General features: G+C 60.9%; 15 protein-coding genes and 3 pseudogenes. 8 read left to right on the top strand and 10 right to left on the bottom strand.

All coding sequences use genetic code 11. The annotated features are described in order from the left end of the window. The first annotated feature begins 41 nt into the window (after window positions 1-41). Window positions 42-1,223, top strand: coding sequence for a DUF1624 domain-containing protein (locus I5961_RS16185; RefSeq protein WP_227232831.1), 1,182 nt, complete (start codon window positions 42-44; stop codon window positions 1,221-1,223). A gap of 6 nt (window positions 1,224-1,229) precedes the next feature. Here the strand turns inward: I5961_RS16185 and I5961_RS16180 are convergent. Continuing rightward, window positions 1,230-1,331: pseudogene (locus I5961_RS16180) on the bottom strand (LysR family transcriptional regulator); the annotation flags it as partial. Window positions 1,332-1,338: 7 nt separating this feature from the next. Here I5961_RS16180 and I5961_RS16175 point away from each other — a divergent pair. Continuing rightward, window positions 1,339-1,503, top strand: a pseudogene (locus I5961_RS16175) (short-chain dehydrogenase/reductase); the annotation flags it as partial. Between the two features lie 118 nt (window positions 1,504-1,621). On the opposite strand, the gene I5961_RS16170 reads toward I5961_RS16175, so the two are convergent. After that, a complete protein-coding gene (locus I5961_RS16170; RefSeq protein ID WP_085698278.1) occupies window positions 1,622-3,013 on the bottom strand; it encodes an aldehyde dehydrogenase family protein in 1,392 nt (463 codons plus the stop codon). A 103-nt stretch (window positions 3,014-3,116) separates the two neighbouring features. Between I5961_RS16170 and ptrR the strand changes: the two genes are divergently transcribed. Both ptrR and I5961_RS16160 read left to right on the top strand, forming a co-directional pair. Then, window positions 3,117-3,998, top strand: coding sequence for a putrescine utilization regulator PtrR (ptrR, locus tag I5961_RS16165; protein ID WP_007950470.1), 882 nt, complete (start codon window positions 3,117-3,119; stop codon window positions 3,996-3,998). Between the two features lie 7 nt (window positions 3,999-4,005). Next, window positions 4,006-4,284, top strand: a pseudogene (locus I5961_RS16160) ((Fe-S)-binding protein); the annotation flags it as partial. Between the two features lie 46 nt (window positions 4,285-4,330). On the opposite strand, the gene I5961_RS16155 reads toward I5961_RS16160, so the two are convergent. Together I5961_RS16155 and I5961_RS16150 are read right to left on the bottom strand one after the other, a co-directional pair. Beyond that, a complete protein-coding gene (locus I5961_RS16155) occupies window positions 4,331-5,896 on the bottom strand; it encodes an aldehyde dehydrogenase (NADP(+)) (RefSeq protein WP_227232830.1) in 1,566 nt (521 codons plus the stop codon). After that, on the bottom strand, window positions 5,893-6,531 hold the full coding sequence (locus tag I5961_RS16150) for an isochorismatase family cysteine hydrolase (protein WP_085703603.1): 639 nt from the start codon (window positions 6,529-6,531) through the stop codon (window positions 5,893-5,895). Before I5961_RS16150 ends, I5961_RS16155 begins: the two co-directional genes overlap by 4 nt. 99 nt (window positions 6,532-6,630) lie before the next feature. On the opposite strand from I5961_RS16150, the gene I5961_RS16145 reads away from it, so the two are divergent. Beyond that, window positions 6,631-7,128 carry a winged helix-turn-helix transcriptional regulator gene (locus tag I5961_RS16145; protein WP_227232829.1) on the top strand — a complete coding sequence of 166 codons (498 nt, stop codon included), beginning with the start codon at window positions 6,631-6,633 and terminating at the stop codon, window positions 7,126-7,128. A gap of 69 nt (window positions 7,129-7,197) precedes the next feature. Here the strand turns inward: I5961_RS16145 and I5961_RS16140 are convergent, their stop codons facing one another. The 6 genes from I5961_RS16140 to I5961_RS16115 all read right to left on the bottom strand — a co-directional run bounded on the left by I5961_RS16140 (window position 7,198) and on the right by I5961_RS16115 (window position 13,613). Continuing rightward, entirely contained in the window at window positions 7,198-8,613 is a 1,416-nt protein-coding gene (locus I5961_RS16140; RefSeq protein ID WP_085698282.1) for a purine-cytosine permease family protein, read from the bottom strand. Between the two features lie 289 nt (window positions 8,614-8,902). After that, complete coding sequence (argE, locus tag I5961_RS16135) at window positions 8,903-10,051, bottom strand: acetylornithine deacetylase (protein WP_227232828.1); 1,149 nt, start codon at window positions 10,049-10,051, stop codon at window positions 8,903-8,905. After that, a complete protein-coding gene (locus I5961_RS16130; protein ID WP_039766940.1) occupies window positions 10,048-10,725 on the bottom strand; it encodes a DUF1028 domain-containing protein in 678 nt (225 codons plus the stop codon). Before I5961_RS16130 ends, argE begins: the two co-directional genes overlap by 4 nt. A gap of 27 nt (window positions 10,726-10,752) precedes the next feature. Then, window positions 10,753-11,169, bottom strand: coding sequence for a RidA family protein (locus I5961_RS16125; RefSeq protein WP_007950460.1), 417 nt, complete (start codon window positions 11,167-11,169; stop codon window positions 10,753-10,755). A 58-nt stretch (window positions 11,170-11,227) separates the two neighbouring features. After that, window positions 11,228-12,535, bottom strand: a complete 1,308-nt coding sequence (locus I5961_RS16120) for a flavin-containing monooxygenase (RefSeq protein WP_227232827.1) — start codon at window positions 12,533-12,535, stop codon at window positions 11,228-11,230. 259 nt (window positions 12,536-12,794) lie between these two features. Beyond that, window positions 12,795-13,613, bottom strand: a complete 819-nt coding sequence (locus I5961_RS16115; RefSeq protein ID WP_227232826.1) for an alpha/beta fold hydrolase — start codon at window positions 13,611-13,613, stop codon at window positions 12,795-12,797. A gap of 180 nt (window positions 13,614-13,793) precedes the next feature. On the opposite strand from I5961_RS16115, the gene I5961_RS16110 reads away from it, so the two are divergent. The 3 genes from I5961_RS16110 to I5961_RS16100 all read left to right on the top strand — a co-directional run bounded on the left by I5961_RS16110 (window position 13,794) and on the right by I5961_RS16100 (window position 26,012). After that, window positions 13,794-14,243, top strand: a complete 450-nt coding sequence (locus tag I5961_RS16110) for a winged helix-turn-helix transcriptional regulator (protein ID WP_227232825.1) — start codon at window positions 13,794-13,796, stop codon at window positions 14,241-14,243. Window positions 14,244-14,393: 150 nt separating this feature from the next. Further along, a complete protein-coding gene (locus tag I5961_RS16105) occupies window positions 14,394-16,100 on the top strand; it encodes a ShlB/FhaC/HecB family hemolysin secretion/activation protein (RefSeq protein ID WP_227232824.1) in 1,707 nt (568 codons plus the stop codon). Between the two features lie 24 nt (window positions 16,101-16,124). Further along, window positions 16,125-26,012 carry a hemagglutinin repeat-containing protein gene (locus tag I5961_RS16100; protein WP_227232823.1) on the top strand — a complete coding sequence of 3,296 codons (9,888 nt, stop codon included), beginning with the start codon at window positions 16,125-16,127 and terminating at the stop codon, window positions 26,010-26,012. The last annotated feature ends 216 nt before the right edge of the window (window positions 26,013-26,228 follow it).

The raw sequence follows: 26,228 nt of genomic DNA, 5'->3' as shown, positions 1-26,228 counted from the left end.
GCGCGGCCGCTTTCGGGCGGTCGCATCGATCAACCATTCGATTGCGATACCTCCATGACGATTGCGGTTCCCCGTTCTGCCCCTCGGCGACTGGCCGGTTGCTGTCCATTGATGCACTGCGTGGCCTGGTGATTCTGTTCATGTTGCTGGACCACGTGCGCGAAACCTTTCTGTTGCATCGTCAGGTCACCGACCCGATGGACATCGCCAGCACCGAGCCGGCGCTGTTCTTCAGCCGCACCCTGGCGCATCTGTGTGCGCCGGTGTTCGTGCTGCTGACCGGGTTGTCAGCATGGCTGTTCGGAGAAAAGTACGACGGCAAGGCTGACGTCAGTGCCTTCCTGTTCAAGCGCGGACTGTTTCTGGTCGCGCTCGAATTCACCCTGGTGAATTTCGCCTGGACGTTCCAGTTGCCACCCACCGTGATCTACCTGCAAGTGATCTGGGCAATCGGCCTGAGCATGATCGCGCTGTCGCTGCTGGTCTGGCTGCCACGCTGGCTGCTGTTGACGCTGAGCCTGGCGATCATCGCCGGACACAACCTGCTCGACGGACTGCACTTCGCAACCGAGTCGGCACTGCACGTGCCATGGGCGATCCTGCATGACCGGGGCTGGATCGAGGCGAGCGAAACCTTGCGTCTGCGCACGTCGTATCCGTTGCTACCGTGGATCGGCGTGATCGGTTTGGGTTATGCGCTGGGGCCGTGGTTCGCCCGCGCAGCCGATGCAGGGTTGCGCCAGCGCCGTTTGCTGATCGGTGGCATGGCCGGGTTGCTGGGGTTCGTGGCTCTGCGGTTGGTCAACGGTTATGGCGAGAAACCGTGGTCGATCAATGACAGCAGCCTGCAAACCCTGATGAGTTTTTTCAACATCACCAAATACCCGCCGTCGCTGTTGTTCATCACCTTGACGGTGAGCGTCGGGCTGCTGCTGTTGCTGGTGTTCGAGCGCGCGCAGGATCGACGCTGGATTCGCTGGCTGACGGTGTTCGGTTCGGCGCCGATGTTTTTCTACCTGCTGCACCTGTATGCCCTGAAGGTGTTGTACCTGATCGGCGTGGCGCTGTTCGGGCTTAATCAGGGCACGTATTTTGGTTTCTCCTCTGTGGCAGCGGTGTGGCTGGCGGCGGTGGTGCTGGCGGTCGCGTTGTTTCCGGCGGTGCGCTGGTTTTCGGCACTGAAGGCCCGACGCCGTGACATCGCCTGGTTGAAGTATTTGTAGAACGGCTCAGCTCGTTTTGCCCTCGCGAGCATTGCGGGCGAAATCGATAAACGCCTTGAGCGGCGCCGGTACGTGGCGTCGGCTCGGGTAGTAAAGGTGGAGGCCGGGAGGGCGCGAGTTTGCCGAAGCGATGCTGGTGCTGGTGAACACGCCGAACCCGCCGCAGCGGCTGGCGCTGGGCAGCGACACGATTGCGCGGATCGAGGCGAAGAACCGTTTGGTGGCGCAGGAGTTGGCCGAGTGGAGTGAGCTGGCGCTGTCCACGGATTTCAAGGACTGACACAAAACCTGTGAGAGCGAGCTTGCTCGCGATGGCTGCCTGACATTCAACATCAATGTTGATCGTGAAGGTGTCATCGCGAGCAAGCTCGCTCCCACATGGTTTTTGGGCTATTGGATTATTTGCGATCCAGCCACACCGTCTGCGCATTGCAGAACTCGCGCACGCCGAAGTGCGACAGCTCGCGGCCGAAACCGCTCTTCTTCACGCCGCCGAAGGTCACGCGCGGGTCGCTGGCGGAGTAGCCGTTGATGAACACACCACCGGTTTCCAGTTCGCTGGTCAGTTGCTGGGCCAGGGCGACGTTGGCGGTGTAGATCGTTGCAGTCAGACCGAACTCGCTGTCGTTTGCCAGGGCCACGGCGTGGGCGCAGTCACGAGCGGTGATGATCGAGGCCACCGGGCCGAACAGTTCCTGCTTGAACGAAGTCATGCGGTCGGTGACGTCGGCCAGCACGGTCGGTTCGTAATAGTTGCCCGGGCCTTGGGCCTTGCCGCCGCCGAGCAGCAGGGTGGCGCCTTCTTCCAGGGTGGCGCGTACTTGTTGATCGAGTTCGTCACGCAGATCGAAACGGGCCATCGGGCCGATGTAGTTGTCGGCGGACAACGGGTCGCCCATCTTCAACTGGCGGGTGGCTTCGACGAACTTGCGGGTGAACTCTTCAACCACGCCTTCTTCGATGATCAGACGTTTGGCGGCGGCGCAGACTTGCCCGGAGTTCTGGTAACGACCGATGACTGCCGCTTGCACGGCTTCATCAATATCGGCGTCGTTGAGCACGATAAACGGATCGGAACCGCCCAGTTCCAGCACGCACTTCTTCAGCGCGGCACCGGCCTGTGCGCCGATGGCCATGCCGGCGCGAACGCTGCCGGTCAGGGTTACGGCGGCAATGCGCGGGTCAGCAATGGCGGTGGACACGCCTTGCGGAGTGACGTTGAGCACTTCAAACACGCCATCGGCAAAACCGGCGCGGGTGAACGCGTCGCGCAACAGATAGGCGCTGCCCATCACATTCGGCGCATGCTTGAGCACGTAAGTATTGCCGGCGATCAGCGCCGGAACGGCGCCGCGCAGCACTTGCCAGATCGGGAAATTCCACGGCATCACGGCGAGGATCGGGCCGAGCGGACGGTATTCGATGCGCGCCTTGCCGCCTTCGACCAGAGTCGCTTCGGCGTTGAGCATGGCCGGGCCGTGTTCGGCGTACCACTCGCAGAGCTTGGCGCACTTCTCGATTTCGCCACGGGCCTGGGCGATCGGCTTGCCCATTTCCCGGGTGATCATGGTCGCCATGGCTTCGCTGCTGTCACGCAGAGCGCCGGCCAGCGCGGTCAGGGCACGGGAGCGGTCTTGCAATGGCTTGCGTTTCCACTTGTTGAAGCCGAATGCGGCGCGGGTCAGCGCAGCGTCGAGAGCCTCGGCGGATTCGAAGGCGTAGTGACCGATCTGCTCGCCGGTGGCGGGGTTGATCGAAATGGCGTGGGTCTGGCTGGAAATCGGGCTCATGGCATCGTCCTGCGAGGTCAGTGGATGTGCTCAGAGTAGGGTGGCGTTAAGTTTCTGGAAACTGAATAATAAAGAGCGTTTCTTTCACGATTGGAGAATGACTGTGGATCTGGTGCAACTGGAAATTTTCAAGGCCGTTGCCGAGCACGGCAGCATCAGCGCGGCGGCGGCGCAGATCCATCGCGTGCCGTCGAACCTCACGACCCGCATCAAGCAGTTGGAGGAAGACCTGGGCGTCGACCTGTTCATCCGCGAGAAAAGCCGCTTGCGGCTGTCGCCGGCCGGTTGGAGTTTTCTCGAATACGCGCGGCGCATTCTTGATCTGGTCCAGGAAGCGCGGGCCACGGTGGCCGGTGAGGAACCGCAAGGCGCATTCCCGCTGGGCTCGCTGGAGAGCACGGCGGCGGTACGTATTCCCGGTTTGCTGGCGACCTACAACCAGCAACATCCGAAGGTCGATCTGGACCTGTCGACCGGCCCGTCCGGGACAATGATCGACGGTGTGCTTTCCGGGCGCCTGGCGGCAGCGTTCGTCGACGGCCCGGTCTTGCACCCGGCGCTGGAAGGCATTCCGGCGTTCGAAGAGGAAATGGTCATCATCTCGCCGCTGCATCACGGGCCGATCCAGCGCGCTGCTGACGTCAATGGCGAGAACATCTATGCATTCCGTTCGAACTGCTCCTATCGCCATCACTTCGAAAAATGGTTCAGCACCGACGCTGCGGTACCGGGCAAGATTTTTGAAATGGAGTCTTATCACGGCATGCTCGCCTGCGTCAGTGCGGGCGCCGGTCTGGCTCTGATGCCACGCAGCATGCTGCAGAGCATGCCCGGTTGCGCGACGGTGAGCGTCTGGCCGCTGGCGTCGGATTTCCGCTATCTGACGACGTGGCTGGTATGGCGGCGGGGTACCGTTTCGCGCAGTCTGAGCATGTTTGTGCGCTTGCTGGAAGAGCGTGGTGTGGTGCGCGCAGAAGAGAATTGACACGTTGTCCAAAGAGCTCTTCGACAAGGTCGAGGCCTTCTGGCGTCAGGGCGTAACCGGTGTCGAGCTGTACCGCTACGCCACGGATCAGGCCGAGGCCATGGGCTGGAAGTTGAACCTGGACATCGAGGGCCACCGGGTCAGTGATTTTCCGCATGCAATTTATCGGGGCGGCAATCTGGGGGACTTCGATCAGGCTCCGAATGCCGGTGTGTGGATTCTGGAAATCCAGATTAAGCACCCTGAGCTTCCGTACGGTGCCTTCTTTGAAGATTTGCTCATTTGATTGAATGAGAGTGCCCGGTTCGGTGATTTGCCGAACCGGGCATTTATTATTGGCCGTCGATAATGCGCGGCAGATCGAGTGGATTGGCATCGCGCAACACTGCCGGTAACAACGCATCGGGAAAGCCCTGATACGCCACCGGCCGCAAAAAGCGCTCTATCGAGGTCATGCCGACCGAGGTGAAGCGGCTGTCCGAAGTGGCCGGGAACGGCCCACCGTGTACGGTGGCGAAGGTCACTTCCTGCGGATGGGCGAAAGCGTTGACCACGATGCGTCCGGTGCGGCGTTCGAGAATCGGCAGCAGGCGTCGTGCCAGATCGAGGTCGCGGTCTTCAAGGTGAACGGCTGCGCTCAACTGACCCTTGAACGAACGGGCGACGGCCAGCAACTCTTCCTCATCTCTGACCGTTACCAACAATGCCGCCGGGCCGAACACTTCATGGGCCAGCGCCGGTTCACTGAGCAGGCGATGGCCGTCAACTTCCAGCAGCGCCGAGCGGCCGTCAAACTGGCCATCCGCCGGCGCGCCGACCGCCACCCGATTTGCCCCCAGGCCTTCCATCGCCATCAATCCTTTGGCGTATGAAGCGTGAATCCCCGGCGTCAGCATCGTGCGCGCCGGCGCTTCGCTGACCCGCTTGATCATGGCGCTACGTAGCGCTTGCAGACCTTCGCCTTCGACCGCGATCAGAATCGACGGACACAGACAGGCCTGACCGACGTTGACCAGCATCCGCTCGATAAATCCGTCGCCGATCTTGTCGCTACGTGCGGACAGCGCTGCGGGCAAGATGAACGTCGGATTGACGCTGGTCATTTCGGTGAGCACCGGAATCGGATCTGGCCGTAATTGCGCGCGGCGATAAAGCGCCATGCCGCCAAGCTCCGAACCGGTGAAGGTCACCGCTTTAATCAAAGGATGATCGACCAGCGCCTCACCGATGGCATTGCCACCACCGCGCACCATGGAGAAAACCCCTTCGTGCAGGCCATGCATCTGCACCGCCTTGCGGATGGCGCGGGCCTGGATTTCCGAAGCGCCGGGATGGGCGTTGTGGGCCTTGAGTATCACCGTCGTACCGGCCGCCAGCGCCGATGCGGTATCGCCGCCGGCGACCGAATAGGAGATCGGAAAATTGCTCGCACCGAAGATCGCCACGGGGCCGATGGCGACTTTCTGCAGGCGATGATCCATCCGTGGTCGCGGCTGGCGATCAGGTTGCGCCGGGTCGATGGCCAGTTGCAGGAAGCGCCCCTTGCGCACCACCTCGGCGAACTGACGGAACTGGGTCGCGGCCCGGGCGGCTTCGCCTTCGAGCTGCGCCTGAGGCAGGCCGGTTTCCAGCGCAGCACGGGCGGCCAGTTCCTCACGGACGGCGTCGAGGTTGTCGGCGATGCTTTCCAGAAACGCCGCACGCTCGGCGAGCGGTGTATGGCTGTAGCTGTCGAATGCCGCGTCGGCGAGGGTTGCCGCCTGATCGACTTGCTCTGCACCGCCGAAGGCGAATTCCGGTTCGATCAGCGTATTGGTTGCCGGATTCAGCGCCTTCATCGTGCCTTCGGTAGCGGGCACCTCAGCGGCGCCGATCAGCAGGTGACCGGTCAGACTCATTTCGCGCCACCTTGCGACTGAAGGTTGGCGATCAGTTCGTCTGTGGTGGTGATGACATGGGCGAACGTCGGCCCGTTGAGTTCGTGGGCGGCGTGCATCATTTCCTCTTTGAACGCGGCGGTCGCGTCGCGCACCAGCGTGACGTGGTAGCCGAGCTCGGACGCGTAGCGTGCGGTGGCTTCGATGCAGGTATTGGCCAGCAGGCCGACAATGATGACGTGGGTGATGCCTATTTGTTTGAGGCGAAAATCCAGGTCGGTATTGGCAAATCCACTGGACCCCCAGTGTTCCTGAACCACGATGTCGCCGTCCCTCGGTGCAAAATCCGGGTGCCATTCACCGCCCCATTCGCCGCGCGCAAAGTGGTGCATGTGCATGATCTTGCATTGGGTCGGGCTTGGGTGATCCCAGTTCTCGTAGTCGCCTTTGACCCAGCGGTGATGCGGTACGATGACGACCGGAATCGGCAGGGCGCGCACGGCGCGATCGAGTTTGCGCAGGTTGTCGAGCAGGCCGTTCTGCTCGGCCATCGGTTTGATCAGCGGAAAGATCTTGCCGCCGTCGGAGAGAAAATCGTTGTACGGATCGACCAGCAGGTAGGCGGTTCTGTCGAGCGGATAGAGAGGTTTCGACATGACGGTGTACTCCGGCAATGAGAGTGATCGATGCTCAGGGCTTGTTCCCGCATCTTGTTGATATGATAATCATAGTAACTGTGAAAGAGGCAAGCCCTGATGGCTGTAAACGATAGTCTTCCCGATACGCTGTGCCCGATTTCCCGGGCCGAGGCGATCGTCGGCGACCGCTGGACGGTGCTGGTTTTGCGCGAATTGTTCATGGGCAGCCATCGCTACGACGAAATCCTGGCCCAGACCGGCGCTACGCCGCAGATGGTCGCCGCTCGATTGAAATGCCTTGAGGCAGACGGGCTCGTTGAACGTCGTCTGTATAACGAACGGCCGAAACGCTACGAGTACCACCTCACCGCGAAAGGCGAGGCGTTTTATCCGGTGGTAATTGCGTTACGCGCCTGGGGCGAGACCTGGTGCAAGTCCCCCGAGGAAGGGCTGGCGGTGAACATGATTCACAAAAACTGCAACCACAGCGCAGGCCTCGGGCCGCTGTGCGATCACTGCGGTGAAGTATTGCGCCGTGAGGATTTGATCAGTCAGCCGCAAGAGTCGTACGCCGCCGAACGACAGGCTCGGCGCGAGGCGTTCAAGATGAAATAGACGCTTCCCCACAAAGCAAAAAGGCCCTCACATCTGAGGGCCTTCATGTGTCAGCGCGGAACGGATGGCTTACAGGCTGTTCACCAGTTTCCCGGAGGTCAGCCGCCGGCGATAAGCACTGTCACGATTTGCCAGCCAGAAATACAGCGGCGACGTCACCAGCAACCCCACCAGCCAGGAAAGGTCTGCGCCGTTGATGTGGGCCGACACCGGCCCGACGTACAGTGGCGTGTTCATGAACGGAATCTGCACCACGATGCCGATCGCATACGCCAGCAAGGCTTGCGGGTTGTAACGGCCGTAGATGCCGCCGTCGACCTGGAAGATCGAGCCGATGTCGTACTGGCCTTTGTGGATGGCGTAGAAGTCGATCAGGTTGATCGCGGTCCATGGCACCAACACCACCAGCAACACCAGCACCATGTCGACGAAGTGGCCGATGAAGTCCGCCGAGGCGCCAACCGCAGCGAAGCAGCAGGCCAGCAGGACGATGATCGAAATCACTGCGCGGCTCTTGGCGGTCGGGATCCAGCGGTAAGCGAAGGTCTGCACCAGCGTAATCAGCGACAGCACCGCGCCGTACAGGTTGAGGGCGTTGTGGCTGATGACGCTGAGCAGGAACAGCACCAGCATCAACGGGCCGATGGCGCCGGTGGCAAGTTTTACCGCGTCCATGGTGTCCATGCCCACCGGGGTTGCCAGCACGGCGACGGCGCCGAACACGAACGACAGGCTCGAACCCAGCGCCGATCCCAGATAGGTCGTCCAGAAGGTTGCCGCCACCGGCACGTTGGCCGGCAGGTAGCGCGAGTAGTCCGACACATAAGGCGCAAACGCGATCTGCCACAGCGCCGCCAGCGACACGGTGGCGAGCCAGCCGGAAATGTTGAAGCTGCCACGAGTGAGGAAATCATCGGTCTGGATGTGGGTGAGGATGTAGCCGAAGCCGACCACGATGCCGATCCCCAGCACCCAGGTGCCGATGCGGTTGAGCACGTGGATGAAGCGGTAACCGATGATGCCGATGATCCCCGAGCCCAGCGCACCGATGACGATGCCGACCGGCACCGGAACGCTGTCGACCACGCCATGCAGGGACTTGCCGGCGAGCACGATGTTGGAGGCGAAGAAACCGATGTACATGACGCCGGCAATCAACACCACCAGCAGCGCGCCGAGAGAGCCGAACTGCGCACGGCTCTGGATCATCTGCGGAATACCCATCTGCGGGCCTTGCGCCGAGTGCAGTGCCATCAGCACACCGCCGACCAGATGGCCGACCAGAATGGCGACGATGCCCCACACCAGATTCAGGTGAAACAGTTGTACGCCGAGGGCGCCGGTGACGATGGGCAACGGCGCGATATTGCCGCCGAACCAGAGGGTGAACAGATCCCGAACCTTTCCGTGGCGATCTTCGGGTGGCACATAGCCGATCGTGTGTTTTTCAATGAGCGGTGCGGACGTTGTTGCAGAGGTGGCCATGACGAACTCCAAGGCAAGGACGAGTACGTGGACGTACTTCAGTGAGCGCCGGCACGGACGGCGCATTTCTTGTTGGGGTGATCATGGGCAAGGAAAGGGGAGAGATAAATTAGTAGTTTTGTTGCTTCAGGCGCTAAAAAAACGAGGCTCTCCGATCAGCTGAAAACGCTCTGTCTCGGGCCTTTCAGCGCCATGAACGACAGCGCAGCTGACCTCCATCGGAGCAGCTGTCTGTCGGTGATGCTATGGCGCGGCTGCCGACTCGAATCCCGCAGCCAGACCGCTTTTTTCACAATCGAATCGACGCCAGCATCCGTTGCAGCATCGCATCGCAGGCCTTGAGCTGATCGCGGCTGACGAACTCGTCCGGCTTGTGGCCTTGATCCATGCTGCCGGGGCCGCACACCACCGTGGCAATCCCCACCGCGTCGAACAATCCGCCTTCGGTGCCAAACGCTACGGTGCCGAAATCGTCCGAGCCACAGAACGTGGCGATCAATTGCGCAGCCTGGCTCCGGGCATCTGTGGCCAGCCCCGGATACGCCGACAACTCGCTGAAACGGATATCGCTCTGCTCGCTGACCGCCCGCATGCGCGGCAGCATTTGCTGTTCGGCGTAGGCCTTGAGTTGCTGCGCGACGACCGCCGGATCCTGCGAGGGCAGGGCGCGGATTTCGAAGTCGAAACGGCAATCGGCGGGGACGATGTTCAATGCTTTGCCCCCGCTGATCACACCGGTTTGCACCGTTGAGTACGGCGGGTCGAAACGCGGGTCGAGGTGTTCCTCCTTGAGCTGTCGACCGATGCGCCCCAGCTCGCCGATCAACTCGGCGGCGCACTCGATGGCATTGACCCCGAGTGGCGCATAGGCCGAGTGGCAGGCATGACCCTGGACATCACAGCGCATCGCCAGTTTGCCCTTGTGTCCGAGCACCGGTTTGAGTTCGGTCGGCTCGCCGATGATGCACAGCAGCGGTTTGACCGGACGCTGCTCCAGCACCTTGAGCAGCGAGCGCACACCAAGGCAGCCGACCTCTTCGTCGTACGACAGAGCAATATGCACCGGCATACGCAAAGGTGCTTCGATCAACGACGGCACCAGCGCGAGCACGCAGGCGATATAGCCCTTCATGTCCGCCGTGCCGCGACCGTAAAGCTTGCCGTCGCGTTCGCTCAGTTCGAACGGTGGCACGGTCCACGGCTGACCATCGGCAGGCACCACATCGGTGTGCCCCGACAGCAAGATGCCCGGCTGATCGGCCGGGCCGATCGTGGCGAACAGATTGGCCTTGCTGCGCTCATCGTTGTAGATCAGTTCGCACGGCACATCGAAACTTTCGAGGTAGCTACGCACGAAGTCGATCAATTGCAGGTTGGACTCGCGGCTGGTGGTGTCGAACCCCACCAGCGTCTTGAGCAACGCGACGCTGTTGCTCATCGGTCGTCTCCCGCGACTCCATAACCTGGTGCCTTCGCCGGGTCGAGGGCGCGGTCGATGTAGTCCTGAAGCTGCGGGCGATAGGCGTCCCAGAGTTTTTGCAATTGCCCGATCGGGTCTTCATCGGCCCAGTCCACCCGCAGGTTGACGATGGGCCAGGTCAATTCGCCGACCACAACCACGGCTGCCGAATGCACCGGGCCCGCTTCGCCGCCCAAGGCCTGGGCGGCGTGCAGGGCCTTGATCAGGCGATCGGCCAATTGGCCTTCGCCTTCTTCGAACGCGCTGACCATGGCTTCGATCACCGAGCGCCCGGCGAGCATGTTGCCCGCCGCCACGCATTGCTCGCCCGACACGGCGTTGTGCACGCCAAGGGTTTGCGCGCCGCTGAAATGCGCGGTCTGGCCGAGGTGGTTGATCGCTGTGATCTGTCGATACTGGCTGTAACCATTGCGGGTCAATACCTTGTCCAGCGCGGCCTCGGGCGCCAGGCCTTGCTCCATCAGGGCGAGGACTTCCGGGCCGAGCGACGGCAAGGTGATGTTCTGGCTCGACACCGCGCCGACCCCCGGCAACAGCCACGGACAACGGGCGCCGACGGCGATGCTGGAGGAGCTGATGGCGATGCCGAACTGACCGGTTTCGGGGCATCGGGCGGCGATGGAAAATGTCATGTGTGGCCTCCTTTCGCTAAGGTCGAATTACTCGGGAATCACCGCAACCACATCAATTTCCATCAACCACTGCGGCTGACCCAAAGCCGACACCACCAGGCCAGTGGAGATCGGGAACACGCCTTTGAGCCATTTGCCGACTTCCTGATACACCGGCTCGCGGTAGCGCGGGTCGATCAGGTAAGTGGTGGTCTTGACGATATGGCTCAGGTCGCTGCCGGCCTCTTCGAGCAGTTGCTTGACGTTGCGCATCGCTTGTTCGGTCTGGGCGCGCGGGTCGCCGAGGCCGACCAGTTCGCCGTCGAAATTGGTGCCGACCTGACCGCGGACATACACGGTGTTGCCGGCACGCACGGCCTGACACAGGTCGTTGTCCAGCGTCTGGTTTGGGTAGGTGTCCTTGGTGTTGAACATACGAATGCGGGTGTGGGTTGGCTGACTCATGTGCGGCTCCTGACGAAATCGGACCCGGCGCGACAGGCGCCGGGATTGAAGAGGGGAATCAAGCGTCGACGGTGTCGACAGCGTTGTTGTGCAGCGCGGCTTCGCGTTGTTCGGCATCGCGATAAGCCAGGTATTTGCGTTGGGTGGCGATGTGATCGGCCACGTGCTTGGCGTCGTGCCACACGCCCCAGATGAACGACGACCCGCGTCGCGACTGCCACGGCAAGCCGAGGAAATACACGCCCGGCTCACTGGACACGCCGCGCTGGTGCTGCGGCTTGCCGTTGTCGTCGAATGCCGCGACTTTCAGCCAGGAATAGTCCACGGCAAACCCGGTGGCCCAGATGATCGAGGTGATGCCGGCGGCGGCAAGATCGAGATCGGCCAGCGGGTTTTTCACGCATTCAGGATCCGGATAAGTCTCGCGGGCTTCCGGTTCCAGCGGCAGGTCGAGACCGTTGCGCTCGATGTAGGCATCGGCGGCATCCAGCAGCGCGAGGTAGTTTTCATCGCCACGCTTGAGGTTGTCGCGCAGGTCCTGTTTGAAGGTCACCACGCCGTCGCTGAACGATTCGGTGACGCCGACCAGGGTCATGCCGCGATGGGCCAGACCACGGAAGTCGATGGTACGGCCACCGTGGGCGCCGCTGACGGCGATGGTCACGTGTTCACGGCCGGGTTTCATCGCGGCCTGATCCCACTCGCCGAGCACGCCGAGCCACCAGCAGAAATCGCGGTTGCGGTAGGCGCGAGGAGGGCGGTCGTGGGCGCCGACCGAGAGGTAAACCTGCTTGCCCGAGCGCTGCAACTCATCGGCGATCTGCACGCCCGACGAACCGGCACCGACCACCAGCACCGCGCCGGCCGGCAGTTGTTGCGGGTTGCGATAGTCGGCCGAGTGAATCTGCAGCAGACGTTCATCCTTCGGCGCAATCGCCGGGATCACCGGACGCTGGAACGGGCCGGTGGCGGCGACGACGCGGGCCGCTTCGATCAAGCCCTCGGAGGTCTCTACGGTGAAACCCGGACGCCCGACATTGCGCACGACGCTTTTCACATCGACGCCGGTGCGGATCGGCGCGTTGAATTTCCTGGCGTAGGCTTCGAAGTAGTCGGCGACGCGCTCCTTGTGAGCGAAACCGTCCGGATCGACATCATCGAATTCCATCCCCGGGAAGCGGTCGTGCCACGCCGGACCGTTGGCCACCAACGAATCCCAGCGCCCGGTGCGCCAGCGTTCGGCAATGCGGCTGCGCTCCAGCACCAGGTGCGGCACACCGAGTTTGCTCAGGTGTTCACTCATGGCCACACCCGCTTGACCGGCGCCGACAACAAGCGTGTCTGTTTTTATTATTTCAGTGGTCATCTCTGATCCCTTCTCACGAGGCCGTTGGATTCAGGTCGCTGTCGACCTGTTCTCTGTGCTTGGGATCAGACTAGGGAGGGGGTGGTTATCGGTAAAATATTATTAAGCTGGCATGTGAAGATAAAAACGTGATGCAGAGGCCTGAAAGCCCCGTAAATACGGGGCTTTGCCTTGCCACCGAAATCCGGGACAAGGAAAAAAAGGGCCGCCGACAGGGTTGTCGGCGGCCCTTTTCAAGGCGCGTTCAGATCACACGGACTCAGCGATCGAGGAATGCCAGCAGGTCTTCATTCAATTGCTGCGCATGGGTGACCGCAAAACCGTGCGGCGCGCCTGCGTAGACTTTCAGCTCGGCGCCCTTGATCTGCTCAGCCGCGCGTTTGCCGGTGGTTTCAAACGGGACGATCTGATCGCCATCGCCATGAATCACCAACGTCGGTACATCGATTTTCGCCATGTCCGGGCGGAAGTCGGTTTCCGAGAATGCAGTGACGCAGTCCAGAGTGCCTTTGAGCGAGGCCAGCAGCGCCATGTTCAGGGTTTGCGTCAGCACGCCATCGGAGACTTTCTGGCCTTGGTTGGTGCCGTAGAACGGGGCGTTGAAGTCAGCGATGAACTGCGCGCGATCCTTCAGCAGCCCGGCCTTGATCCCGTCGAACACCGACTTGTCGACGCCTTCGGCGAAGTCCGGTTTCTTGCCGAACAGCGGGGTCACTGCGCCCAGCAACACCAGCCCGGCGACACGCTCGCTGCCGTGGCGCGCAATGTAGCGGCTGACATCGCCGCCGCCCATGGAGAAACCGACGAGGGTCACGTCACGTAGATCCAGATGCTCGATCAGTTGCGCGATGTCATCGGCGAAGGTGTCGTAGTCGTAGCCGGTCCATGGCTGCTCGGAGCGCCCGAAACCACGACGGTCGAAGGCGATGGTGCGGTAGCCGCGGCTGCTCAGGTACTCCATCTGGTATTCCCACATGTCGGCGTCCAGCGGCCAGCCATGGCTGAACAGCACGGGCTTGCCGCTGCCCCAGTCCTTGAAATAGATCTCGGTGCCGTCTCGGGTCGTGAAGGTGCTCATGAAAACTCCTTGGATTTGGGCTGCGTGGATGCCGTGATGGCAGCGTTCACTATCGCGACAAAGGGCATTGGCCACTTGTACGCAGGTGCTAAGTTTCGTGGCGCACGCGTTAACGGTTTGGCGGCATGAGTTGTAAGATGCAACCGCATCGAACCTGCCGTTTTACCGGAGACACCCGAAATGAAGCGCAAAAGCCTTGCGGGCAATGCCTGCCCGATCGCCCGGACACTCGACCTGATCGGTGACTGGTGGTCGTTGCTGATCATCCGCGATGCACTGGAAGGCATCAGTCGCTTCAGCGATTTCGAGAAGAGCCTGGATATCGCCAAGAACATGTTGAGCACCCGGCTCAAAGGGCTGGTGGAGCGCGACATCCTGCGCCTGGTGCCGGCGTCCGATGGCAGCGCTTACAAGGAATACGTGCTGACTGAAAAGGGCCGCGCATTGCAAACCGTGATCGTTGCGTTGTCGCAATGGGGCGGGGAATTCCTGTTCGAGCCTGGCGAGTCGGGGTCGGTGATGGTCGATGCGAAGAAGCGCCAGCCGATCAGGAAACTTGAGTTGCTGTCGGCGGATGGCCGGGTGCTGGCGCCGGAAGATGTGGCGACAAAACTGGCAGTTGAGCATTGAGGTGATGTGATTCTCCGATTCGGGACGACCTTTACTGCTGCCGCTGGTCGGCAATACGTAATCAGTAATATCAAAAATTGACGTCAGAATAGTGGCTCATTACTATCGCGCCATTATTTTGATATCAGTTTCCGTCTCGAGGGATCGAACATGTCCTCACCCGCCCTCGTGGCGAGGTTGTGCCTGGCTTTGCTATGCCTTTCTCCGCTCCAAACCGCATTTGCAGCACCCACCCCCGGTGAAACCGATCTGATCCGCGAACGCCAGAACCGTCTGCTCGAAGAGCAGCAGCGGCGGCTCGAAGAGCTCAAGGATCTACCCGGCAAAGAAGCCAGGCCGACGCAGCCGGAAGCTCCTGTCGACTCGCGTTGCTTTCAGATCAACGACATCGAGCTCAAAGGCGCCGACAGCCTGTCGGAGAGCGACAAGAGCCGTTTGCTCAAGCCCTACATCGGCCAGTGCCTTGGTGTACCTCAGCTGAATGAAGTGCTGAAGGTCATCACCGATCACTACATCGAGAAGGGTTGGGTGACCAGCCGGGCTTATCTGCCACAGCAGGATCTGTCCGGTGGGCACCTGAAAGTGCTGGTGGTCGAAGGCAAACTGGAAGGCTTGAAAGGCGCCGACAACAGCAAACTCTCGGAGCGTGAGTTGTCGATGGCGTTTCCCGGCAAGACCGGTGAACTGGTCAACCTGCGCGAGATCGAGCAGATGGTCGATCAGCTCAATCGCCTGCCGTCCAATCAGGCCAAGATGGAGCTCTCGCCGGGCCAGAACGTTGGCGGCAGTCAGGTGCTGGTCACCAACACCCCGCAAAAACCATGGCGTGCCGGGTTGTCGCGCAGCAACGACGGCCAGCGCAGCACCGGTGAGCAGCAGTGGGGCACGACGTTCGACTGGGATAGTCCGCTGGGCCTGGCCGATCAGTTGAGCCTGCGCGGCGGTCACGATGCGATGACAGACCATCAGCACACCTCCAACAACGCTATGCTCAACTACAACCTGCCGTGGGGCTGGTGGAACTTCAGCTACACCTACAGCCAGAGTGAATACCGTTCACAGATCGCCGCCAACGGCTACAACTTCAAGCAGACCGGCGACAGCGAAAACCATCAGTTGCGGGCCGAACGCGTGATTCACCGCGATGCGGTGAGCAAGACCTCCCTCAGCACCGGCCTGTCGTATCTGCGCACCAACAACTTCATCGAAGACAGCAAGCTCAAGCTGAGCAGCAACCGCATCAGCGAAGCGCAGTTCGGCTTCAACCATGGGCGGCGGATTGGCAGCGCCTTCGTCAACTTCGATGCCGGCATGCAGCAGGGCATCGGCGCGTTCGATGCCCAGGGCAGCCACGATCCTGGCCCCGGCGAACCGGACGCACGTTACCGCAAATACACCGCGACCCTGAGTTATCTGCAGCCGTTCAAGCTGTGGGGCGAATCTTTCACTTTCAGCAGCCTGATGACCGGCCAGCGCAGCGAAGACGTGCTGTTCAGCCCGCAACGCACCAGCCTTGGCGGGCTGTCATCGGTCCGTGGCTACAAGGATCAGTCGCTCTCAGGCGACAGCGGCGGTTACTGGCGCAACGACCTGCGCTGGTCGCGCCCGGTGAGCGCCGAATGGCTGCGCCCGGTGTTCGCCGAATACGGCACCAGCCTCGGCTACGACCAGGGCGTGATCCGTGGCGACCGCTACAACGGCGACCAGCACGGGCGGATGTCGAGCAACTCGCTCGAGCTGTTCGCCCGGGGCGAGCATGTGGCGGCAAGCGTGACCTTCGCTCATTCCCTGGAGCGGCCGGACGCACTGACCGAGCGCGAGGCACCGATCTACTTCCGTCTGGATTTTTTCATCTAATTACATTTACCCGAGACCACCGACATGGACGTTCGTCAGTACGCCTTTATTGCTCGACAGTCATCTGCAGATGTAGAAAAACACGAGCACTTCTGGGGCATGCCCAAGCGCGGACTGGCGTTCCTGCTGGCCAACGTCATGTTCTGGCAACCGATGTGGGCGCAGGCGGACGGCATCGTGGTGGCCAATCCCGGCACAAGCCTGGGTCAGGCGGGCAACGGCGTGCCTATCGTCAACATTGCCACACCCAACGCTGCAGGCCTGTCGCACAACCAATTCAATGACTACAACGTCGGTGCGCAGGGCGTCATCCTCAACAACGTGGCGGCGCAGACCGGGCAGACACAACTGGGCGGGATCATCGTCGGCAACCCCAACCTGACCAATCGGGTGGCGGCCCAGGCGATTCTCAACGAGGTAATCAGTGGCAATCCCAGTCAGTTGCGCGGCTACACCGAAGTCGCGGGGCAGTCGGCGCGGGTGATCGTCGCCAACCCTTACGGCATCACCTGTAACGGTTGCGGGTTCATCAACTCACCGCGGGTGACCCTGACCACCGGCAAGCCGGTGATCGATGGTATGGGGCGGCTGGACCGCTTTCAGGTCGATCAGGGCAGCGTCGCCATCGAAGGTGCGGGGCTCAATGCCAGTAACGTCGACCGCTTCGAGATCATCACCCGCAGCGCAAAAATCAACGCTGAAATCCAGGCACAGAACCTGACCATCGTGGCCGGTCGCAACGACGTCAACGCGCAAACCCTCGATGCTACGGCGCGAGCCGACGATGGCAGTTCCAGGCCGCAACTGGCGATCGACTCGTCCGCGCTCGGCGGGATGTACGCCGGGGCGATCAAACTGGTGGGTACCGAGGCCGGTGTCGGGGTGAAGCTGGCGGGCAACCTGGCGGCCAGTGGCGGTGATATCCAGATCGATGCCAACGGGCAACTGACCCTGGCGCAGGTTTCTGCGGCCAATGCCGTCAACATCAAGGCGTCCAGCTTAGATGCGCAAGGCCCGGTCTACGCCGGTACCAGCGCCAATGTGCAAACCCAGGGCAGTCTGACCAATCAGCAGACCATCGCGGCCCGCGACAGCATCAACCTCAGCGCCGGCGGGCTACTGACCAACAACGGCATCGTCGAAGCCGGGGTCAATGCGGATAACACCCGCAACAACGGAGGTGATGTCAACCTCAGCGCCGGCAGCCTCGGCAACGTCAACAAAAGTGTACTCGCCAGCCGCAATCTCACCGTCAACGTGGGGCAAACCCTGAACAACCAGGGCGGCACTTTGAGCTCGCAGAACACTCGGGTGTCGGCTTCGACACTGGACAACCAGAACAAGGGTCGGGTACTGAGCACCGGCGCCCTCAGCCTCAACGTCGGCCAGGCGCTCAATGGCGGCGGCCTGATCAACAGCACCGGATCACTCGACGCAACCATCGGCCAGTTCAATAACCGTGGCGGCGAACTGTCGAGCCTGCAGGATGCGACGCTGCGCATGGGGAGCCTGGACAACGTGGCAGGTCTGGTAAATGCCGGCAGGGCGCTGAGCATCACTGCCACAGGCGCGATCAACAACCAGAACGGCAGACTGACGTCGCTCGACAGCCTCTCGCTCAAGGCCGGACACGTCGATAACAGCAACAAGGGTCGGATCGCCAGCAACAAGGCTTTGGCGATGAATGCCGCCAGCCTTGATCAACATGACGGCGGTCAACTCACCAGCGATACGTCACTGACGCTGGATCTGAACAACGGCGACTTGAATAACCAGAACGGCCTGATCAACGCACCGCTGCTGGTACTGAAAAACCTGCGACAGGTTGATAACCGTAACGGCGAAATTTCCAGCGCCCAGGCCTTCACACTGGCGGCTGCAAGCCTGGACAACAGCAACGGGAAACTGCTCGGCAATCAAGCCCTGACACTGCATGTGCAACAGGCGTTGACCAATATCAAGGGGCTCATCGCTGCTGCCGGCATCGATGCTCAAACCGGCAGCCTGAACAATAACGGCGGCACATTCACCAGCCGCGCGGATCTGAATCTGCGGGCTGACGGCCGGCTCGACAATCAGGACAGGGGCCTGATCAACGCCTCCCGCAATCTCGACATCACTGCCGCGAGCGTGAACAACCAGAATGGCGGTTCGCTGCTGGGCAGTGCCATCGCCATTGATTTCAGCGGTGCGATGGGCGATCTCGACAACAGCAAGGGACTGATTACCACCAAGGGACAGTTGAGCATCAGCCACCTGCGGGATCTGAACAACCAGGGTGGCGAGCTTTCCAGCGACCTCAGCTACACGCTTACCGCACGTAACATGGACAACAGCGACGGCAAATTTTTCAGCCGTCAGCGGCTGGATTTGAACGCAGAGAGTACACGCAATCTCAATGGCCTGATTTCTGGCTGGCAGGGCCTGAGCCTGCTCGGCGGCAGCCTGGACAACCGTAACCACGGCACCCTGTCCAGCCGTGACGGCGACCTGCTGGTGGATCTCACAGGCGATATCCGTAACAGCAACACCGGCGCGCTGGTCAGTAAAGGCACCTTGAAAGTCAATGCAGGCAGTCTAGACAACTCGGACAGCGGCGTTCTCTCCAGTGAGAGCGCGCAAACCCTGACCCTCACCGGCACTTTGAACAACGCACAGGGTGGTCTGATCGACAGTGGTGCCGATCTGGGCATTACAGCCAAACGCCTCGACAACACCAAGGCGACCATCAACGCCAAGCAGGACATCCGTTTCATCGGCACTGACCTGGATAATACCGAAGGCGTTCTGGCCAGTGATGCGGCTGTCAATCTCGACCTGCTTGGCACGCTGATCAATACCAGAGGTCAGGTGGTTGCAGCCGGCCCGCTGGCGATCACCCGTGCCGCGCAGATCAATAACCAGGGCGGCAAACTGGTGAGCCAGAAACTGCTCAGTCTGTCGACCGGCGGTCTCGACAACCGTAATGGCGGAACCGTAGCTGCAAACGATAACCTCACGCTCACTGCCAGTGGTGCTGTGCAAAACAGTGGCGGCCTGATCTACAGTGATGCGGCCGATCTGCAACTGAACGCCGCCAGCCTCGACAACGCCGGGGGATCGCTGCAAAGCGAAGGCGCACTTACCGTCAAGGTCGGTGGTGCGATCGATAACCAGAAGGGTCGACTCGTTGCCAAGTCCGGCAACCTCGACGTCAATGCCGCCAGCCTCGACAGCCGCGGCGGTGTGCTTTCCAGCCTCAAAAGCGCTTTCACTGCACAGATCGGCGGCTTGTTGCGCAATGGGCAGGGAGGGGTGATCCAGGCTCAGCATGTCACACTCAAGGCCCTGGCCGGTCTCGACAACGAGAGCGGACGGATCGCTGCGCAAAGCGGTGACACGACCCTTGATCTGGGCAACACCGGCAATTTCATCAACCGCAACGGCGTGCTGGTCGCCAGGCAGCGCGTCAGCGTCACCGGCAGGGATTTCGATAATAGTGGCGACACGGGTGGCCAGATCGCCGGCCAACAAATCGATCTCAGCCTGCGCGGCGCCCTGAACAACCGCAAAGGCATCATCGAAAGCGCCAGCACCCTGAGCGTCGGCGCCGCCAGCGTCGATAACCAGACCGGTCAGTTGCGCGCACTGGGCAACACCGGCAAAGCCGCGTTCACCGTCGGCGGACTGTTCGATAACCGCAACGGCGCCGTTGAAAGCGCCAACAGTGACTTCAGCCTTGGGGCGGGTGGATTGTTGAACGCGGGCGGTAACGTGCTGCACGTCGGGAGCGGGATTTTCGACATTGCCACCGCTCAACTCGGTAGCGCCGGCGGCAGCTTCGTCACGCGTGGAGCCCTGACGCTGGCGGCGGATAGCTGGACCAACGCCAGCGTGATCCAGGCCGACCGCCTGACCGTCAACATCAACAACCTCAACCAGACCGCAAGTGGTCAATTGCTGGCGGCCAGCAAGCTGACAGGTAGCGGAGGTTACTGGAACAACGACGGGTTGATCGCCAGTGACGGATCGCTGGATCTGACCTTGTGGGGCAACTATTCCGGCAACGGTCGCACCAGCAGCCTTGGCGACCTGACGCTCAAGAGCAGTCAACTGACCCTCGGTACCGGGACCAGCATTGGCGGTGGCGGCAACACCACGGTCAATATTAACGGCCTGTTGAGCAATCAGGGGCGGCTGACATCCAGCGGCGATCTGACCCTCACTGCCGCCACCGTCAACAACTACGGCACCCTCGGCGCCGGCAAAGACCTGACCCTGACCACTGGCGCACTCCTGAACGACAGAGGCCTGATCACCAGTGGCGGTGACATGCGTCTGCTGTTGTCCAGTTTCACCAATGCCTACGGCAACGTGTACGGTCTGAGCAATGTGCACATCGGCCGGGATCGCGACAGCGGCAAGGCAGACTTGTTGGACAACCGTTCTGGTGAGATCTACAGCGCGCAGGACCTGACCATCAATGCCCTGACCGTGAACAACGTAAGGGACATTCTCGAGTACACGGCACATGAAAAGAGCTCGGTAGTCATCACGCAAATCGACTGCAACCTGATCCCGATTGCCGGGTGTGATTTTCGCAGTGGCGGCCGACGCAACGGGCACTGGGAAATCGCCGAAACCGATCGACTGAAAGTCGACAACAGCAGTGCTGCCGCGAGCCTGACCAGCGGCGGCAATATGTCGATCAACGCCCAGGCGCTGAATAACACCAGCAGCACCATCGCGGCCACCGGCAATATCAATGTGACTGCCGGCACCATCACCAACAAAGGCCTGCAAGAGCAGGAGATCATCACCAAGCGAACTTACTGGAACTACGTTGACCAGATCTTCGCCGCCGAGCCCGCCGCCAAAGCCTTCAACGACAAGAACGGCGGCACGCCTTCGGCCACCGTCGAAGCGGATTTGAGCCATTTCATCAGCCTTCTGGGCGGTGGCAAGCTGACCGAAAGCGTTTCCACCGTCACGGGTTCGGGCAGCTCCTACGACGCGGTGATACAGGCCGGCGGCAACATCCGGCTGGATGCGGCTCAGACCATCGACAACAGCGTGGTTCGGCCTTATTACAGCTACGTCGCGGCGGGCAAGACCAATACCGATACCGGCGTTGGCAACGGCTACTCCACCGTGGTCAAGATCAATCCGCAACTGCCCCCGGACCTGGCCCAGCAACAGGTCAGCCCGATCGACTTGCCGGGCTTCAGCCTGCCGACAGGTCAGAACGGACTTTTCCGTCTGAGCCAGGAGGGTGGCAGCGCGCCGGCCACTACCGGCCCGCAAAGCTGGACGCTCACCGGAGGCAAAGTCACCGGCGGCGTGTCGACCACACCGGTGACCGTCAACCGCGTACAGGGTCTGCCAAGCAACGCCGGCAAGTCCCAGCCGCACAAATACTTGATCGAAACCAACCCGGTGCTCACTGACCTCAAGCAGTTCATGAGTTCGGATTACCTGCTCCAGGGCCTGGGCTACGACGCCGATCAGAGCGCCAAGCGCCTGGGTGATGGCCTGTTCGAACAGAAACTGGTCCAGCAGGCTGTCGTCGCCCGGACGGGGCAGCGCTTCATCGACGGTCAGACCTCCGACGAAGGGGTCTTCAAGTACCTGATGGACAACGCCATCGCCAGCAAGAACAGCTTGAACCTGAGTGTGGGCGTCAGTCTCAGTGCGCAGCAGGTCGCGGCACTGACGCACGACATCGTCTGGCTCGAAGAGCGTGAGGTGAACGGCGAAAAAGTCCTGGTGCCGGTGCTGTACCTGGCCAACGCCAATAATCGCCTTGCGGCCACGGGCTCGTTGATCCAGGGCAAGGACGTCACGCTGATTGCCGGTGAAAACCTTGAAAACTCCGGCACGTTGCGCGCCAGCCAAAACCTCGATGCCACGGCTAAAAAGGATCTGGTGAGCAGCGGTCTGGTCGAAGCCGGCAACCTCTTGAAGCTGACGGCGACCGACAACCTGACGAACAAGGCCGGGGGGATCATTTCCGGTCGAGATGTCACGCTCACCGCCGAACGCGGCGACGTGATCAACGAACGCACCGTGACCACCCACCGCAGCAGTGATGGCCGTCTCAGCGAAGAAACCGACTTCGTCGACAACGCCTCGCGCATCGAAGCGGCGAACGCACTGGTTATCGGCGCCGGTCGGGACATCAACAACACCGGCAGTGTGCTCAAGAGTGGCGGCGATACCACGCTGACGGCCGGGCGTGATGTACACATCGACTCGACCGAACAGACGACAGACCGCAGCAATACCAACTATCAGTATTCGACGGTCAAGCAGCATGGCTCGGACGTCAACGTCGGCGGCACGCTCAAGGTTACGGCCCAGCGTGACGTCAGCGTTGTGGCCAGTAATGTCGAGGCCAAAGGCAATGTCGATATCAATGCCAAAGGCGACCTGACGATCAGCTCGGCGGCTGACGAATCTCATGCCAGCGGCTGGAACAAGAAGTTCCGTGCGGAGGAGGATCATGTACGTCAGCAGTCGAGCACCATCAAGGCGGGTGGGGATTTGGCCCTGAGAGCCGGCAACGACCTGACGCTCATCGCAAGCCAGGCAACGACGCAGGGTGAAGCCTTTGTCTTCGCCGGGGACAATTTGAACCTCGAGAGCGCCGCCGATACCGATTACTCCTATTACACCAAAACCAAGAAAGGTTCGTTCGGCAAGAAGAGCTCGACCATGACCGAGAGTGGCAGCGAAGAGGCGGTCGGGTCGGTCATTCAGGCTCAGGGCAAGACCATGCTGGTGGCAGCGAACGACATCAATATCGAGGGCTCGAAAGTCAATAGCGACAAGGGCGGCCTCCACTTGATGGCAGGCAATGACGTGAACGTCACGGCCGCGCAAAACAGCGCGTTCAATGCCTCGGCATCCTCCAAGTCCAGTGGTCTGGGGTTGTCGAGCACCAGCAAGGCGAGCAGTGATTCTTCGAGCAGCACCTGGCTATCCGGGTCGACCCTGGGCGGTGAGACTGTGCTGGTGCAGGCGGGACATGATCTGCTGGTCTCCGCCAGTAATGTGGTGTCGACGCGGCAGACGGATCTGCAGGCCCGCAATGACATTCGTATCGAAAGCGGTGTCGAGACCTTCAGTGCCGAGCATAGTCAGTCGACCAAAAAGTCGGGGTTGATGAGTTCCGGGGGGATTGGCGTGACCCTGGGCTCCTCCAGGCTCGCCTCCACTCAGTCCACTCATACCGAGACCCAGAAGGGCAGTACGGTGGGCAGTGTGCTGGGTAACGTGAACATCACCGCGGGGAAAAACCTCACCATTAAAGCGTCGGACGCTATTGCCGGTGGCGATATCAGCCTGGCCGCTCAAAACGTCAATATTCTTGCTGCGCAGAACGAAAGCACCACTCGACAGACTCAGGAAAGTAAAAAAAGCGGTCTGACGCTGGCGTTGTCGGGTGTTGTCGGAGAGGCCGTGAATACTGCCTATCAGACTGCGCAGGCAGCCAGGCATGAAGATGACACGCGTCTGGCAGCACTTCAGGGCGTCAAGGCAGGGCTTTCAGGCTATCAGGCTTACCAGGCTGCGCAGGCATTGAGCTCGGGCGCCGAGGCTGGCAGTTTCGCAGGCATCAGTTTGTCTCTGGGCACGCAGAAATCCACCTCGACTCAAGTCCAGGAACAAAGTGTCAGTCAGGGCAGTACGCTGACCGCCGGCAAAAACCTGTACATCGTTGCGACGGGCAGTGGCAAGGCCGGTTTCGCTGACGGTGACATCAACATCCAGGGCAGCAAACTGCAAGCCACCAACGACATGGTGGTGGTTGCCAATCGTGACGTTAATCTTCTGGCTGCGGCCAACACGCAGAAGGTTGAAGGATCGAATTCCAGTAGCGGCGGCGCTGTCGGTATCAGTCTTGGGGTTGGCTCCAGCGGTGCCGGGCTGAGTATCTTTGCCAATGGCAACAAAGGCGTAGGCAAGGAATCCGGCAACGGCACGACATGGACCGAAACCACGCTGGATGCGGGCAACAAACTGAAGATCGGCAGTGGGCGCGACACCAATCTGATCGGCGCTCAGGCCAATGCCCAGCAGGTGGTGGCGAATGTCGGCCGCAACCTGACGCTGACCAGCCTGCAGGACACTGACCGCTACGACTCCAAACAGACCAATGTCAGTGGGGGCGCCAGCTTTACCTTCGGTTCGATGACGGGCAGTGGATCGCTCAGCGTCAGCAAGGACAAGATCAAATCCAACTTTGACAGTGTGCAGGAACAGACAGGGATTTATGCCGGCAAGGGCGGTTTCCAGCTGGAGGTCGGCGGACATACTCAGCTCAACGGCAGTGTCATCGCCAGCACCGCGACCGCTGACAAAAACATCCTGAGTACCGGAACGCTAGGCTGGGCGGACATCGACAACAAGGCTGACTTCTCCAGTCAGCACCAAAGCGTCAGTGCCAGCAGCAGCGGTGGTGCGGGTGCCCAGCTTCTCGGGAACATGGGCAGCATGCTGCTTGTCGGCAGCAACAACAGCGGTCACGCCAGCAGCACCACGAACTCGGCGATTTCCGGTGCAACGCTGCTCATCCGTGACAAGAACAATCAGCAGCAGGACGTGTCGACGCTCAGTCGCGATGTGGAGAATGCCAACAACGCGCTGAGTCCGATCTTCAACAAGGAGAAAGAACAGCAACGACTTCGTCAGGCGCAACTGATCGGTGAGATCGGCAGCCAGACGATGGACATCGTTCGAACCCAGGGCATGATTGCAGCCAGCAAGGCTGCCGAGGCAGAGCTGACACCGGAGCAACGCAAGATGCCGGGCGCCAGTCCGGATGCTTCCTATGAAGATCGCCAGGCTTACATTGCCGTGCTTCAAGCGACCAACGCCTACAAGAACACTATGTCCAGCTATGGCACCGGTGGCAGTTTCCAGCAGGCTGCACAGGCGGTGACCGCAGCGATCCAGGGTCTGGCAGGTGGCAACATTGCGCAGGCGCTGGTGGGGGCTTCCGCTCCCTACCTGGCTGAAACCATCAAGAAGATGACTGCGGGCAATGAAGAGGCCAGGGTCATGGCCCACGCCGTTCTCGGCGCATTGACTGCGGCCGTTCAAGGCAGCAATGCCGCGGCAGGTGCCACCGGTGCGGCCGTCTCGGCGGTGAGTACCGATCTGATCATGCAGGCGTTGTATGGCACGACGGATGTGAGGTCGTTGACCGAAAGTCAGAAGCAGAGCGTATCGGCGTTGGCCACCCTGGCCAGCGGCATTTCCGGTGGCATCATTGGGGGTGATACCGCATCTGCTGTCGCAGCTGCGCAGGCCGGGAAAAACGCGGCCGAAAACAATGACATGTTCCTGATACCATCGGGAGCTGCAGCAATGTCCCTTGCCGAGTGGGCCGTCGGACAGGGTTACTCGAATGAGCAAATCGCCAAAGTACTGAAGGACGAGCGAGAAGGCGTCGGCTTTGAGGGGCCGACTGCAAAAGGGATGATCCAGGGCTACCTGATCTTTACGGCCGGTCCGCTGGTCGGAACCGAGCTGACTGCAGGTCTCGTCGCCATGGCGGCGGGGGCAGCCATATCGGGCGGGGCGAATGTCAGCTATCAACTGACCAAAGGAGAGAAATTCAGCTATTCCGATGCATTCATTGCGACGCTGGTCGGTGCCTTGACTCAAGGCAAGGGCTTTGTCGCTACCCAGAGTGTGGGGCTTAGCGGCGCCTATGCCGGCAGTTTGATCAAGGGTGAAGATCCAATCCTGCCGATGATCGGCTCGTTTGCCGGGACGACCATCGGGTTCAAGGGGGGGCCTGTTATCAGCAATACACTCAAGCCTTACCTCGGCGACACGGCGGCGACGACCGTGGGCAATTCGGCGGTGTCTTATGGTTCTGAGGCTATCGGAGATTATATTCAAGATCTGGGTGGCAAAAAGTGAAGACTGACAAAATCAGTATCCGCCAGATTGTCGGTTTATTGATCCGAACCTATATGCTCTTTGTTTTGGTAGGCGCCTGTGTCGTGGCGATAGCCACAGTTGCTTATTACTTTAAACATGGTGAGTGGGCGTTTAGCCTGAAGGGGGTCATCAGAACATTGATAGGGGCCGGAATTTACTCATCTTTCGCTGTCGTGTCCTTGTTCTTACAAGCAT

Source organism: Pseudomonas sp. IAC-BECa141 (assembly GCF_020544405.1).
GTDB lineage: Bacteria > Pseudomonadota > Gammaproteobacteria > Pseudomonadales > Pseudomonadaceae > Aquipseudomonas.
Note: the sequence above shows the minus strand (reverse complement) of the source record. Positions and strands in the feature narration are given on the sequence as shown.